This is a genomic window from Bdellovibrio sp. ArHS (genome assembly GCF_000786105.1).
In the GTDB taxonomy this organism is placed as follows: Bacteria; Bdellovibrionota; Bdellovibrionia; order Bdellovibrionales; family Bdellovibrionaceae; genus Bdellovibrio.
Genome location: NZ_JTEV01000025.1, coordinates 45,011 through 59,916, shown reverse-complemented (window position 1 = coordinate 59,916; position 14,906 = coordinate 45,011). Strand labels below are relative to the sequence as shown.

Below are 14,906 nucleotides of genomic sequence, written 5' to 3'. Positions count from 1 at the left end.
GAAACAGAAAATCTATTAAGTCCTTTTTACCAGACGCAGCTCGTGGAACCATCAGAGGTGTAAACCCACGTTGCCGTTCCACCTTTGCAGATACATTGACGATAGCCTGAGGTGATCGCCAACACGGCGTCATGATCGATATCGCAAGGATAGGGTTCCGATGAATTCTTCTTTACTTTCATGTTGCCATTCACATCGAGTTTTTCCACTGGGGTCACCGTCGCAATACCAATATTGCCGTTGTGATCAATGGCCATTCGCGTGTTGGAGGTCGTCGAACCATTACTGACTGTTTGGAAATAAATTTTACTGCCACGGCCGGCGCCGGAAAATATGGGTTCTGTCGCAATGAACTCGATACGTGCGCCCTCGGAAAAAGCGGCTCCGTCATAGCCAAAACCAAAGAAGCCTCCTAACGAATCTCCGGCCTGAACGGCCGTGCGCGCACTGGCACTGCCGCGACTGGATTGCACAACAAACATCGGTCGTCCCGTCAGCGCCGTTCCCATGTGATTAGAAACCAACATCGCAGGATTTTGTGTGGAGGTTGAATCATCGTTGGACACGCGAATGCCTGACGTCGCATTGGTCGTGTGCACATCCACCAGGTAGCCCGGCGTCGAAGTTCCCACACCGACGTTGCCGTTTTTATCAATGACCACGCGTGGAATGGGATTCACAGAACCCGTGGGTGTAGTCAAGAATCTGATTTTTCCGGGTGTATTACCACTTGAAGCCGCGCCATCGGATTCGACGCGAATACTCGCCGCATTTCCATACGCACTGCCGTCATAAGACGACCACGTCCAGGCCCCCAAAATATTTCCACTGGCCGGTGCCGTGTTCCCCGCTGCCGCATAACTCATATTCAAAATATTCGAACCGCCTTGCGTACTCATCGCATGCTCGTTGGCCCCCGTGGTGGAATTTTGTAAAATACGATTCTGGGTTGTCAGAGTACTTAAATGCAGAAGCGCCGTGGGCGAAGAAGTTCCCACGCCAACATTTCCATTGGCATCGATGCGCATCCGTTCACTGCCTGCCGTCGCTACACCCAGAACATCTTCGGCCGCCCGGAAAAGTCCTGTGTTGGTTCCGGAATCACTGGCAAAAGAAATCGAGGGAGCCGCCGCTGTTCCTGAGGCCGCTAGCAAAGCCCCCGTCATAGGCACTGAGCCATCCGCTTTAAAATCCGCGGCAATCAAAGACGAGGCACTTGCGCAACTCCAACCTGTCCCGGACCATTTTAGAATATGATCCAAAGTTCCACATGTGACCGGGGCGAGGTTTGCTCCGGTCACTCCATCCGTGGCGACAAGTCTATTAATACCCGGATTGGAAAAAAGCTGGGTCGTTGAAATAGCCCCGTCGGCAATACCCGGATTGGGATACGTGCCACTAAGACTGCCGCCTGCAGTTCCCGTTGGAGTCCGCGCATCGGTGAAACGAGCATCATTCCCAGCGGCGACAGTCCCTGCCGTCGTTCCGACATCAATTCCGACAGTAATCGCCGTGGTTCCTGACGTAGTAATAGGGCCGGTGCCAGTCACCGTGCTGACGGTTCCACCACCGCCCGAATCGACCACGCAGCTGATGGTCGTGCCATTCGACGAAAGAACCTGACCTGGAGCACAGGCGGGCAACGCCGTCTTTAAAAGAAAATCTGTCGGCAAGAATGTTCCTAACTTTTCCGCAGAAAACGACACAGCGGCATAAGGAACGCTTCTTATCTCGTTTGCAGGAGATATCTGATGCCACAAACTGCCATCATGAAATTGCACTCGCAACAGACGAAGGGCCCCGGCTGAAGACTGATAAGTGCCTCCCGCCGCACAGTTGAAAGTAACGTTGTTATTTGCAAAAGCATCCAAAAGTTTGAAGAGTGGGTCTGCGGGAAACTGTTTGGTGCCGGAACCAATCGCCACATCAAAAAGACCTTTGGAACCTGTCATATTGACGCCGTCTTTTTGCTCTTTATAAATTACACAATTGCCCGACGGATCTGTGATTTCAAAAAAGAAACTGACGTTATTATATTCCAGAGGTGCCCCATTGTCCCCCGTGATTCGCCCCTGATAGGTGAGCGTGTTCAGCGAAGCCCCCGCTACGGCTGAATAAATACTAAGGCAACCCATCACCCAAAACAGACCGCTCATTTGCCTTGCTCTGCACATACAAGTATCTCCAAATCTAGTTGTTGAAATCCGCGAGATAGACACAATATTCCTAGTAAAACTCGTTTCCGAATTTCTATCGGTGTGAGTCCGATGTGTCTGCAGGTGGTAAGAATGGAACTTGAGGCGGCACGAAAAGACATCTTTCCAAAATGAAGTCTAATCTATGCGAGTTGTTTGAAGATTTTTTTCGTTTGACTCAACGGACACAAGGAAACGTGCCCGGTTTAAGTAAGATTAAATATTTTTAAAAATGAAGTGTTTGGTTACCACAGACCTTCAGATGCCAAGATCTGCTTAGTGATTCGCTTAGCCCGAGGACCACCATAACCTTCCTCAGAAGGCGCTAAATCGCTCAGATTGGTCACGGCAATATATTCTTGGCCATCTTTCTGAAGGTGCGCGATGAACCAGCCAAAATTGATCTTGCGTTGCTGATCATAAAAATTAGAACCGGTTTTACCATGCAACTTAAAACCTTGCGGCGAGGTCTCAAGATAGGTGATTTCCCGAGCCCGTTGCATCGACCTTTGCGACACAGGCAACTGCTCGGTCCAAAGTTTTTTCATGAATTCCACCTGCTCATAAGCCGTGATCTGCAGTCCATTTTGCTGAGGAGGTTTCAACCAAGCCGTTTTAATTCCCGCGGAAATATCTTGATTGCCATAGTTGAAATCGCGCAAATATTTCTGGAACTTCTTCTTTCCCATTTTCGGTGTCAGTCTTTGCGAAAACCAAACGACAGAGTCTCTCATCCAAGTCTTGGCGTCGTGATCTTGATTTACTTCCGGGCGAATATCTTTATGGCCATCCCACTGCAAAACTTCATTTTCGTCTTTCAGCACCTTCGCATCGAACGACATCACCGCCAAAGGAACTTTGAAGGTTGAACATGCCGGATAACGTTCTTTACAAACCTCGTCCCCGATCACTTTGTCGTAACTGCCGGTTTTCATATTGAACAAAAGAAAACAGCCCTTCTTGCCGGCGAAAAAATTTTCTGAAGACATTTTTTCCGTTGCAGACTTTTTTGGTGCCGTTGAGCAGGCTGTCAGCAGGAAGATTGCAAAAAGAACAGAAAGCGTTTTCATAGAAAGTTCCAAAGAAAAGATGTTTTAGAAACGCTAACATCAATTTTTCAAGCGAACAACTCGGGAAGCCAGCCAGGAACTTCAACATAGACTTCGACCGCCACCGTGGCGACAAGCAACAGTGTCAAAGGCGATCCCCTCACTTTCTTTGGCTAGAAAGGAAGAGTTCCTTTGCCCACAAAACAAAAAACCCGCTTTTTACAGCGGGTTTTTGAAATCCTATACGTAAGAACCTCTTTTGATCTTTTCCAAGATCAATTTTTCGGTCTTGATCGGATCGTTCGGGTCGACAGAGAAGAAAGACTGTTGCTCACAACGAATCTTTTCTTTGATCAACCAGCGTAGGATGTCCGCCAAGTTTTTGTTCTTTTTGTCCAAGAAGAACGGATCGTTTTCCAAAGCGTCTTTGGCTTTTTTCAGAGCGCGCGCTTCAGCTGGATCGGATTCTTTCACTTTGTAGTGAGGAAGATCGTATTTCTTCACGTCTTCAGGCAAAACGCCCAAGAATTTGACGTTCGGAGCCGAGAAGTCAGCATTACGAATCAAAGATGCCGCCGATCCCGCTTTCAAAGTACGGAAGATGTTTTGCAATGTGTACGCATCGAGATCCCCGAAGAAGTACATTGGCACGTCCAACTCTTCCTGGATCAATTTCGACCAACCACGCACGCCGTTCGATGGAACCCCTTGCGCACCCATCACGATACAGTTGTTACGACGAGTGAAACCCATCGTGACCAAAGTATTCGCCGTACCTTCAGACTCAACGATCAAGCAGAAATCGATTTTCTTTTTCGCTTTCAACTTCAAAGACTGAGGTTTGTTCTTCGGTTGGAATGGGGAAGTACCCAAAGTCGAAAGATCGACAACGGCCTTATCGCCATCCGGCAAGGTTTCGGTCACAACCAGTTGTTGAGAGTACGTCTGACCCCCACGGTCATTGGCGAAACAGTTCAATTCTTCACGGTACACTTCAAGCATATCACCGATGAAATCGATGATCGCGTCTGATTCCGGTTGGTCGTCGAAATCCAACGGCTTCAAACGAGGATTCCCTTTAATCAGACCTTTACACATGTAATAAAGCTCACGCTTTGTATTTACCGCGCCTTTGTCCAGGTTGTTCAAAAGGATTTCCAAAACGAAAACCACACGCGCTAGCTTCTGAACAGAAGAAACGTTCAGTTCAGTACGGACAACTTTGTCCCCCGGCGTGAGGTAACCCACTTTAGAGTTGTACAAAGAATTATCCAGAGATGTTTTTACCGCCTCTAAAACCGGACGCTTTGAAGACTCAAGATCCCTAAGCATCTTGTCGGCCAAAATGCGGGCTTCTTTGGGAATATCAATTTTTAATTCACGAATGCTGAGTAGTTTTCCCATCGTTCAACCTACTTCTTTTTACCAGTTGTTTTTTTAGTCGTTTCTTTTTTTGTCGTCGTCTTCTTCGTGCCCGCCGACTCAGAGGCTTCTTCGACAAGATCTTCACTGCTGATCACGTCTTCTTCGATCTCGTGATCGATGCCCTTTTTCTTCTCGCGCTTTTTCTGCTCAAGAAGTTTAGATTCCGCCGCTTCCAAATCAGCGATCGCCTCTTCAGAATCGCGACCTAAAAGTTTTTTCAAACCTTCTTCAGCCTTTTTCTTACGAGACTCGGGAGCATTAATGATACGCGCCAAACCTTCAACCAAGATTGGACCGAACTGCTCGATGTGCGCCAGTTTTCTTTCAAGATCCGCCTCTTTCACTTCTTTTTTGATGTGACGAGACAGTCTTTGACCAGCTTGAATCAAAGCCAAACGAATTTCTGCCACCAACTCTTCGGAAGCATCAATCGTTTCTTTCGAAGCATTTTTAAACTTGATGAATGGCGAAACCACAGACACTGCAAAGATGTAAGGACCTAGCGGCAAGCTGTCTTTGGGTTGTCCCAAACCATAGGACTTCCAGTTCACAGACTCAATCGCCCAGGTGATTGCGCAACCTGATTTATCAAATTGCAATGGCACACGGTTCGCGAAACGAAGCAAAGTCACTGGGCTGTCGGCCTCTTGATAGCGGTCTTTGAAACGCGCCAATGCGACTTCCACCACAACCGGTTTAAAGTCACAGATTGTCGGTTTACGTGTCACCACCGCAAAGAAGTCGATTTCACCAAGACGAGTGATGGATTTAGAAAGAGCTTCTTCCCCTACCGTCAAAACTGACTTCGTGGAAGGCGCCATCAAGTCCGTGTTTTGCACGGCTTGGAACACCTTTTTAAAATCCTCTTCCGTCAATGAAGTCAGAGGTTTTTCCAAAAGATTTTTAGGCAGACCTTTTTTTGTAAATTCAGAGATAGACTGGTCCGAAATACGCGAAAAACCGGTCTTTAAGAACTTAGAAAGCGTGGTTTTTCCGAACAAAGTGGAGTGCGTGATGAACTCGCCCAGTTTAAACGTGTGAGGATGAGGCAAGGACGCCTCGGGAACTTGCGGCACATCCGTGCTGACACGGTTCACAGTCACATAGTCGTTTTCCATCAACTTGTAAGTGATGGTCATATGCGGATTTACCAGGATTGTGCCCTCAATATAAGTCACGATACCGCCGTCACCGTTTAACTGAATACGTCCATCAAGAACGAATTCAACACGAGTTCCGTGTTCACGATCCCAGTCCAAAGTTTCCTTATTTTTTAGAACACCTGTATTGGATTTGATGTCGACATCCACTTGCGCAGAGATCGCTTTACGCATCTTTTTGGTCTTGGAAATAACGTTTACACCACGGGCATTGGTCATTTGCGCCCACGTCGTCGCCGCAGAGATACCAATACCTTGCTGACCGCGTGAACACTGTCCACGACCAAATTTTGACGAAGCCAAGTACTCACCATAAACTTTGGCAAGATCTTCAGCTTCGATTCCAGGTCCGTTATCTTCGACAACGATGCGAATTAAATCAGTATTTTTAGTAGAACCCGTTCCTACTTTGGTGACTTCAACTAGAAGATCAGGAAGAATGCCCGCTTGCTCACACGCATCCAAAGAGTTGTCCACGGCTTCTTTTAAAGTCGTCAAAACGGCTTTCAAAGGAGACGAAAATCCCACCTGTTGGAGGTTCTTCGCAAAATATTCAGCGGTGCTACTTTTGGTAATCTTACTCACGGTCGCTTGATCCTTCACGAGATGTTAACGAATTTTAATGAATGACTTTCATAGGTTAAGCCGAACGCAGGGAGTCAAAGCAAGACTTTAGGCTCGCTGATGCTAAGCGGCAAATTAAATCCATTTGCAGATGGAGGTCGTAAATACGAGCCCAGTTCCTCTTACCTCCCCATTAACTTAATGAAAGTTCTATGGCATCCGATAAGTCTTTTAGATGAGAACAGGCACGTATCTTTTTATTCTCATATCTCTTTTTGGGACGCTCGCGACGGCGGCGCCCAATGCTTTGACCTATCAAGGGCGCATCGTCAAAAGCGATGGGCACCCGTTGGAATATGGAAGCACCAGTTTCATCTTCGAGATTACAAATCCTAATGGCAGCTGCGTCATTTACCGCGAACAGCGCGATGGTGTGAATCTTTTGAATTCCAACGGCGTTTTTGATGTCCCCATCGGTTCAGGCACAAAGCTCTTTCCGTCAGATCCCCTTTTTACTTTGTTGGATGCGTTTAACAATTCCAAAATTCACAACTGCTATGGCGGAGCCACTTACACTGCCGCTTCTATGGATATTCGTCTTTTGAAAGTGCAATTCCACGACGGGACCGGTTGGAAAGTGATCTCACCCGCCAACGAGATCCGCTCGGTCCCCTACTCCGCTTATGCTCTTTCTGCCGAAAAACTTGGGACACGATCCGCCGACGAGTTCCTTTTAAAAGCAGGTTTACCCACCTGTTCTGCCAATGAATTTCTGACCTGGACAGGGGCGGCCCTTACGTGTGCGCCGGTTTCTGGGGCTGCTGGTGGTACTGTCACCCAGGTCACCTCAACCAATGCTTACCTGTCTATCGCCAATACTACCTCCACGCCAGCGCTGACTTTAAACATCGGTGCCGTCGCTGGAACCGTTGCTGCCGGAGACGACGCTCGTTTCAGTGACGCCAGAACACCCACCGGAGCGGCGGCAGGAGATTTATCAGGCACCTATCCCAACCCCGTCGTCGCAAAAATTCAGAATACCGCGGTCAGCGCCCTAGCCCCCACTGCGGGACAAGTTTTGAAATATGATGGAACCAAATGGGCTCCCGCTGCGGATAACAACGCCGGCGGCACAGTCACCAACATCGTGACAGGAACCGGGCTGAGCGGCGGTCCGATTTCCACAACCGGAACAATTTCACTAGCAAATACCACCGTGACGGCGGGCTCTTACACGCGGGCCACAATCACTGTCGATGCCCAAGGACGACTGACCTCGGCCAGTTCTGGTGCAGCTGTCAGTCTTTCCACCGAAGTAACAGGTGTCTTGCCGGTTGCTAATGGCGGAACGGGACAGGCAACAGCACTAGCCGCCTTTAATGCACTTTCACCACTCACCACCAAGGGGGACGTGTTAGTGAACGATGGTACCAATGATATTCGCCTGCCTTCGGGCACGAATGGACAGGTCCTTTCCGTCAACACCACCCAAGCTTCTGGACTGCAATGGGTGACGCCAACAAATGGAACCGTCACCAACGTCACTGGCACGGCTCCGATTGTCGTTTCATCGGGTGGCACAACACCCGTGATTACGATCGATGATGCCAGTGCGACAAGCAAAGGAGCGATGCAAGTCGGAAATGGTCTTGCGGTCAACGCAGGAGTGGTTTCTGCCGACCCGACCACCTTCCCGTCTGCCGTGCCGGTATCTAAAGGGGGCACCGGGGCGACGTCCATCCTTGCCAATCGTTTAGTGGCTACCAACGGGACGGGTTCAGCATTAACCGCATTCAACTGCGGTCACGGACAAATACTGACTTTCGATGCCACTGGAATGATGACTTGTTCCTCGTTCACAACCAGTTCAGTGTTCTTGAACAATGGGAACTCTTTTGGCGTCTCGGCCGTGTTGGGAACGAATGACAATCAGTCTTTAAGTTTTAAAACCAATAACTCCGTGGCGATGACTATTCTTCCTGATGGCAAGACAGGGCTTGGTACGGCAGCTCCCGCAACAAGCTTGGAGGTTTTAGAAACAAGCGGCGCCACCAGTCGCGGCATCACTTCAACCACCATCGCAAATTCCAATCCTGGAGGATTGATGCAAACCCGCGGCGCGCGCGGAACCGCCAGTGCGCCGACAGCGACACAAACCAACGACACCTTCGGCTGGATGGCCTTTCTGGGACACGATGGCGTCGGATTCTCAACCCAAGCACAACCCACCGGAGTCAGTGCCATCGCCACCGAAAACTGGAGCACAGTGGGGCATGGGTCGGCGTTAAGATTTACTACAACCACCAACACGGAGGTCAATGGCGGCGAAAGAATGCGCATCGATCACAATGGCAATGTCGGTATTGGGACAACAACTCCCTCGGCTAAATTGGAGGTCGCCGGGAATGCCAAGATCACGGGCAACTTAGTGGGAGCGGTCAAGGATACGTCGGGAACGGCCCTCAGAATGTGCAGCGGAACCAGTGCCAATTCAGGCTGGACTTATTACAGTCTGCATTCTGCGGTCACGGGCTCCTGTGGGGCCTACATGAATATCGACACTTCAGCTTGTGGCTTTTCGACCGTATTTAGATACTTTCCTTCAATTCAAGGCGATGGCGGACATTGGGTTACAACCGGGGCAACCTCGGTTTATACCCCCACAGCGACAAGCTTTCGAATTTACATTAATCTGATGGGAAGTTTCGATGCCACGAATTGCAATACCACAACTCTTCCCCACAACACGAATAAATACCGTATTGATTGGCTGGCCGTGGGGCTGTAGCCAGGGGACCTGGATTTTCTTATTTACCATTTCTTCATGGTTTCATCTCAAACTGAGACAGTCTTCTCATAAAAAATTCTTAGCATATTAAATTATCTTTCAGAATTTACCGATAAATGAGTTATGAATCACATCATACTCGGTACGTCTCGGAAATTGATTGTCATTTGTTTCATACTTCTTTTGACAGCATGTTCGATAGATGCTTCTCTTCAAACAGATTTAACTTCCAAAATTATCTCGGACAGCGACGCCGTCCCCGTAGTTCTTACTTTGGATGTTGGTTCCTCTATGACCATTGAGCCTGCCGGAGGAACACCGCCTTTCACTTATAAACCTTCGACATCAGGTTATCTTGACACCGCAACAGGACAGTACTCGATTCCTGCCAATGCGCAAGTCGTGGATGAAATTCTTGAGGTCATTGATAGCACCGGAAAAACTTTCGCCGTAACCATTCATCGTAAAGGCTTCCGCGAATTCAGACGAATCGATATGCCTCAATCGGCGCAAGATCAGAACTACATTACAGATGCTGTATGGCTGGATTCAGGTAAGGTCTTAACGACGGCGGTGGGAAGTGACTACGAAGGCGAACGCTGGGCCACTTATCGCAGCAGCGACGACGGCGGCACTTGGAATCGCGTCGATCAATTTATGGGTTACCACTATCACGGTGAATCCCACCCTTTAGCGATGACGGCAAAAGGCAGTATTGTTTTTGTCTGCGGTTACGCCTACGCGTATGACACGACACCATCAGATCCCGGCTCGGGCTGGTTTGTTAGACGGTCTACCGATGAAGGCAACACCTGGACCACTTCCGATCACTGGTGGGAAGTCGCTGGATCTAATCATGTCTGCTATGACATCGCAGTGTCCCCCACGACAGGATTTATCTATGCGGTCGGTTACGCTGAATCCACGACAGACCAGTTCTGGGTAATTCGCGAAAGTAAAGACGATGGTGTGACTTGGAACACAATCTATCAGGCGGCCCCCCTCGCAGGAGGCAGTAGCGACATCGCTTATCAAGTCAAAGTGTCTCCTTCAGGCGATCTTTTTGTGATCGGCGCCTCCGGTCCTTCCGCGACGATGTATTTCCTTAAAGGCACATTCAGTTCGGGAAGCTGGACTTGGACGCCCGCAACCTCCGTTCCCGCTGTGCAAACCTACGGCGATTACGAGTTGCGTGGCAACTTGCAGGTCATTGACGACAACACGGCCTATTTCTCATGCCGCGTGGGCGCGTTGGGAAAGATTTATCGCACGACAGACGGCGGCGCTAACTGGGCTGAGGTGTATTCAGGCCAAAGTTTTTTACAAGGCATGACGGTGACCGCTTCAGGCCAGTTGATCGCCACTGGCGGTAACAGAGCTACGAATCCCTATGACTGGAAAATCGTCTCTTCTACAAATGGTACGGTGTGGACTCCTTTAGATCTTGATGCTTTGCTGTCTCCACCTAAAGGGCCCTATGGATTGACGATCGTATCGCATCCGACCCTGAACAAGATTTTAGCTATTGGCTCGAACAAAACAGATTATCAAGCAGCGGTGGCCTATTCCGGCGACGATGGGGCCACCTGGAGTCTGGGAAGTGAAATCCGCTTTGCATGGGCTTTCTATAGTACCGTCACGGAAATCATTCGCACTTCGCCAACAACTTTGTACGCTATCTTTGACACCGACGATATGGATGGAAATTCTCCGTGGGTCGTCACAAAAAGTTTGGATAATGGTCTTACCTGGCAGGATTCAGATCGCTTCGTCCCCGCCTCGAACGACGCCTACGTGAGTGATATTATTCAAGGACATGATGGCGCTCTTTACGCTATAGGCACTAAAAACGGCGGTGCCGCCATACGCAGATCGACGGATGGCACGGTTTGGAATGATGTGCACTCGTACGCCTTCCCGGGATGGGATTACTTCTTGGCTACAAACAAAACCACGGCGACTTATTTCGCGGGACAAGATGGCGCAAATATAGTCGTCGGCAAAACGACAGATGGAACAACCTGGTCTCATGTAAAAACTTTTGCTTTGCCCGGCGGGGTTCATTCGATCAAACCCAAATCTTTAGAGGTGGACACCGCCGGCAATGTCTATCTGATCATCATGGAACAAATCAATTTCGATGCAACGATCGTAGTGTATCGCTCATCAGATGGCGGCACTACGTGGAGCGAAGCCCTGCGCGGTTCTTCACTCCCCAACTATTGGGAAGTCTCGTTTGCTTTGAAGATAAGCCCGACAGGCGACGTCTATGCCTACAATGGCTCTAACATGTTCAAGTCGACCGACAATGGCGCCACATGGAGTCCCTTTAGTACCCCTGCAAACGTACTCGATATCGGTTGGAGCGGCACGATCCCCTACTTCCTTGTCAAGGATCCCACTGACGGAGACGTGGTTGTGACCGAAGGATTTACACCCGGCACGTGGACTATCATCGAAAAAATCGACGACCGATATACCGTCGGCGAAAGCATCGGTGAATACGGCACCGAACTCACCGAAAAACGTTTTTACAGTCTCAGCTCCACAGAACTCTTACTGAATTACACTTACAACGATGCGTACCTGGGAGCCCGAACCATCCTCAGAGTCCTCGACAGTTCTCAATAGGAAAAAGGGCCGACAAGGCCCTTTCCCTTCATTCCCAATAAATCAGATCCTGTTCAGTAAATCTATTTGATTGTGCCCGGCACGCCATCAAACATCAGGCCGATCGAAAAATAGCTGCCTGAAAGATCCAAGGTATCGATGTTCGTGCTGGCGGTTCCGGTACGAGTGAATCCGTCGACCTTATTGCTTTCATAGCCGCCTTCAAAAACAAGATAGAACTTTTTATACCCGATCGAAAGAGAAGCGCCAGCCGCTGCGTAGGGTGTCGCCACCCAATCACCGGAAGCTCGTCGGGCGAATTCGCCATCCTGACTTGCCGTCTTGATTTTCAAGCTGGTGTTACTGCCCCCGACACCCGCATAGCAATCGAAATGCAGGATATCTGTTTTATAAAGAGGCACCCGCGCGAGCAGAAGAATCGAATCTTGATCGATCTTGGCACTATAATCCGTTGCCGAGTTGGCCGGATTTTCTTCTACATCCGCAAGCCTCTTGGTGTAGCGCATTCCCACATCGAGATAGCGATACAGAGGATAGGTGATTTCAATTCCCAAGCGGTTGATGTTTTCAAACTTTTTTAGTCCCTGGGCTTCCGTGGTCTCATTGACATTTTTAGGATCGATACTATGAGTGCCCGCAAAAAGACGGCCTTGCACGGGAATCTCTTTGGCGTAGCTGTTACTTGTTGAAATAAAGCAGAGAAGAACAGTGGCAAGACCCATAATTTTTTTTGACATGAGCAGATCCTTTGCTTCGTGGCCTTAAGGTTATGCCCTCCGCCACTTTCTGCTCAAGTCCAGGCCCTGCCCGAGGGCTCGACCTCTACCTCATCCCGCCTACAGTCGTGTGTTATTCGCAGGACTCCAGACGAGAAAGCTCGACGATCCTGGCTCTTTCAAAGATAAGAAAACGAGCACCGAAGAAATCACCGACAACCATTTTGCCGGTGCCATTGCTGAAGACCGTATCCAGATCACCCTTTTCACCCTGGAAGCAGACCTTCTGTCCCGGCTTAAATCCCTGCTTCTCGTTCACGGCCACACCGACTTGACTGATGTGGGCTCGGTAATCGTCGAAGGTGATATAACTTCCACCGTCGTGAAAAACCCGCACTTGAAAGGTCAACGAACCATCGGCAGAAGCACTGCGCACTTTACCATGATCAAAACGTTTTAACGACCGATTGAAAAAACTGACAACATCACCCGGCTTTAAAGAATTGAGTTTCGCAATTTCCATTTCCTGATTTTCGAGCGAAGTGATCTTGGATATTTCAGACGGCTTGCGCGGCACCACTTCTAAATCGTCGGCATTCTTTTTTAGGAAAAGATAACCGTGTTCCTCGTTAATTTTATAAACGACGTAGGCGCTTTGCGTGGCTTGGTCATAGACCACATCATTGATTTGGAAGGCTTCAACACTTTCAACACTCCAGGCTTGCGGAGCCAGGGCGACCACGGCTAAAAAAAGCAAAGATTTGAGTTTCATAGAAGACCTCCATCCGCCCATCAGTGCAAAACGAAGGCTCGCTCAGATTAAATTAGGTCCCCATAAAAGCCGGTTTGGGTGTCACATTTTTTGACAGCGACGAAGAAATGTTACTTCCTGCCTAGCGAGAACATTTTAGGATGGCCCCCTTTCATCAGAACGAATACTTCCAGCCAAAACCGAAGCCCGTAAGCGTTCCCCGCTGAAAATCAATGCGGTCAGTGCCGTCTGTGACCTGCATTTCAAACCCTACCGAGCGGATAAATAACTCTAATGCGGAAGACGGTGTTAACAAAACGCCAAGCCCCACATATGCCCCAAGAGAGCCCGTTAAGTTCCAAGATCCCGTTGAATAGCTGTACGTCAAAAAGGGGACGGTATAGTTCAGACCAAACGGGAGATAAATGTTTTCCCACCGATAAGCCATCGCTCCCTCTAAAATAAATAGTGTTATTTCCGCATTGTTAGTGACATTTCCGGAGAGAGTCCCGCCTGGTCCAGTAATTTTTAACGACTTGATCTGACGTTTAGGTTCCCAAAAAAGGGACCAGACAGTTCCCCAAGACTGAGGCTCTAACTTTGAGTAGCTAAGGCCCAAACCGGCAGAGGTATCCACCGTGTACGTGGAATTAACGTAACCAGATCCTGAAAATGAAAATATGTAAGCGTCTTTAAACTCTACCTTGTCCGCCGTTGAATAATACACTGACAAGCCCAGGCGATACCCACTTTTTTCTGCTGAAGGTTCATCTTCCCGAAAGGAACGAATTTCCTTATTCGACAATTTGACCAAAGAAGCTTCAACAGGTGTTCCGATAGTAAGGCCAGAACAGTCATGTGATTCCATCGTCAGCATATTATTTTCCGCCTCAGATAAAATCAAAGAACATTGACTTCCATCTTTTAGCGTTGCCAAAAAAAGTTTGCCCACAGGGGCCAGAACTGGATGACTAGATTCTACAAGAACAATATTGTGACTATTTATAATCTGTTTAATTTTATAGGTGACCTTCATTGAATCGGCAGGTGCGGAAATTATCGGTACTTGTTCTTTCGTATTTTCAGAGGGAAAAGTTGTCGACGGTACCGAGACACTTTCTTCGGGAGCGTTCATCGACTCCTCTTGAGCTGCCACTGATAACGTCAATAAAAATGAACATAGAAAAAGAAATGCTTTCTTCACTCGCCCTCGCCGCAAAATAATGTTTTATTTACAATGACAGCGCTGCCATATTAAAGTTAAGTAAATTTTGTTTGTTTGGACCTAAAACCAGTTTGTTTACTCCTCTTCAGAGTTCTCAGGCTTCGCATTCTGTGACAACTCGTCCAAGGCCATTTCGGCGCGGGTTTTATAACCCTTTTTCGTGTTGCAGTCCTTGCACGAGGGAACGCAGTTATTTTTATTGGATTTGCCCCCACGCGCGATGGGAATCAAGTGATCCATTGTGAGATCAGCGGGCTTGAATCTTTCTCCGCAGTGGTAACAAAGACCTTTTCCCAGTTCCTGCTTCCACCACTGGCTTTGGCGCAGCTCGCGGGCCTTGGCTTTTTCACGCTTTTGGTGCTCGGGAGGAGCGGCAGAGAAGAAATAATCCATGCTCGGTGT

General features: G+C 48.7%; 10 protein-coding genes. 2 read left to right on the top strand and 8 right to left on the bottom strand.

Going from position 1 to position 14,906, the window contains the following annotated elements; genetic code table 11:
- Positions 1 to 26: 26 nt before the first annotated feature.
- From OM95_RS13565 to OM95_RS13550, 4 genes are all read right to left on the bottom strand, one after another.
- Positions 27 to 2,156: a hypothetical protein gene (locus tag OM95_RS13565; RefSeq protein WP_041874866.1), complete on the bottom strand. Its 2,130-nt coding sequence runs from the start codon at positions 2,154 to 2,156 to the stop codon at positions 27 to 29.
- Between the two features lie 284 nt (positions 2,157 to 2,440).
- Positions 2,441 to 3,265 carry a penicillin-binding transpeptidase domain-containing protein gene (locus OM95_RS13560; RefSeq protein WP_041874864.1) on the bottom strand — a complete coding sequence of 275 codons (825 nt, stop codon included), beginning with the start codon at positions 3,263 to 3,265 and terminating at the stop codon, positions 2,441 to 2,443.
- 219 nt (positions 3,266 to 3,484) lie between these two features.
- The gene (locus OM95_RS13555; protein ID WP_041874862.1) at positions 3,485 to 4,648 is read right to left on the bottom strand and encodes a DNA topoisomerase VI subunit A; all 1,164 of its coding nucleotides are present in this window, start codon (positions 4,646 to 4,648) and stop codon (positions 3,485 to 3,487) included.
- Positions 4,649 to 4,656: 8 nt separating this feature from the next.
- Positions 4,657 to 6,414 (bottom strand): DNA topoisomerase VI subunit B, encoded by a 1,758-nt coding sequence (locus OM95_RS13550; RefSeq protein ID WP_041874860.1) that lies wholly within the window; start codon positions 6,412 to 6,414, stop codon positions 4,657 to 4,659.
- 214 nt (positions 6,415 to 6,628) lie between these two features.
- Between OM95_RS13550 and OM95_RS13545 the strand changes: the two genes are divergently transcribed.
- Both OM95_RS13545 and OM95_RS13540 read left to right on the top strand, forming a co-directional pair.
- The gene (locus OM95_RS13545) at positions 6,629 to 9,181 is read left to right on the top strand and encodes a hypothetical protein (protein ID WP_363228128.1); all 2,553 of its coding nucleotides are present in this window, start codon (positions 6,629 to 6,631) and stop codon (positions 9,179 to 9,181) included.
- Positions 9,182 to 9,304: 123 nt separating this feature from the next.
- Positions 9,305 to 11,812: a sialidase family protein gene (locus OM95_RS13540; RefSeq protein ID WP_041874858.1), complete on the top strand. Its 2,508-nt coding sequence runs from the start codon at positions 9,305 to 9,307 to the stop codon at positions 11,810 to 11,812.
- A gap of 62 nt (positions 11,813 to 11,874) precedes the next feature.
- Here the strand turns inward: OM95_RS13540 and OM95_RS13535 are convergent, their stop codons facing one another.
- From OM95_RS13535 to OM95_RS13520, 4 genes are all read right to left on the bottom strand, one after another.
- Positions 11,875 to 12,549 carry a hypothetical protein gene (locus tag OM95_RS13535; protein ID WP_041874857.1) on the bottom strand — a complete coding sequence of 225 codons (675 nt, stop codon included), beginning with the start codon at positions 12,547 to 12,549 and terminating at the stop codon, positions 11,875 to 11,877.
- A 112-nt stretch (positions 12,550 to 12,661) separates the two neighbouring features.
- Complete coding sequence (locus tag OM95_RS13530; protein WP_041874856.1) at positions 12,662 to 13,300, bottom strand: hypothetical protein; 639 nt, start codon at positions 13,298 to 13,300, stop codon at positions 12,662 to 12,664.
- A 154-nt stretch (positions 13,301 to 13,454) separates the two neighbouring features.
- Positions 13,455 to 14,483 carry a hypothetical protein gene (locus OM95_RS13525; RefSeq protein WP_291516402.1) on the bottom strand — a complete coding sequence of 343 codons (1,029 nt, stop codon included), beginning with the start codon at positions 14,481 to 14,483 and terminating at the stop codon, positions 13,455 to 13,457.
- A 96-nt stretch (positions 14,484 to 14,579) separates the two neighbouring features.
- Positions 14,580 to 14,897, bottom strand: a complete 318-nt coding sequence (locus tag OM95_RS13520; RefSeq protein WP_041874852.1) for an HNH endonuclease — start codon at positions 14,895 to 14,897, stop codon at positions 14,580 to 14,582.
- Positions 14,898 to 14,906 lie beyond the last annotated feature (9 nt).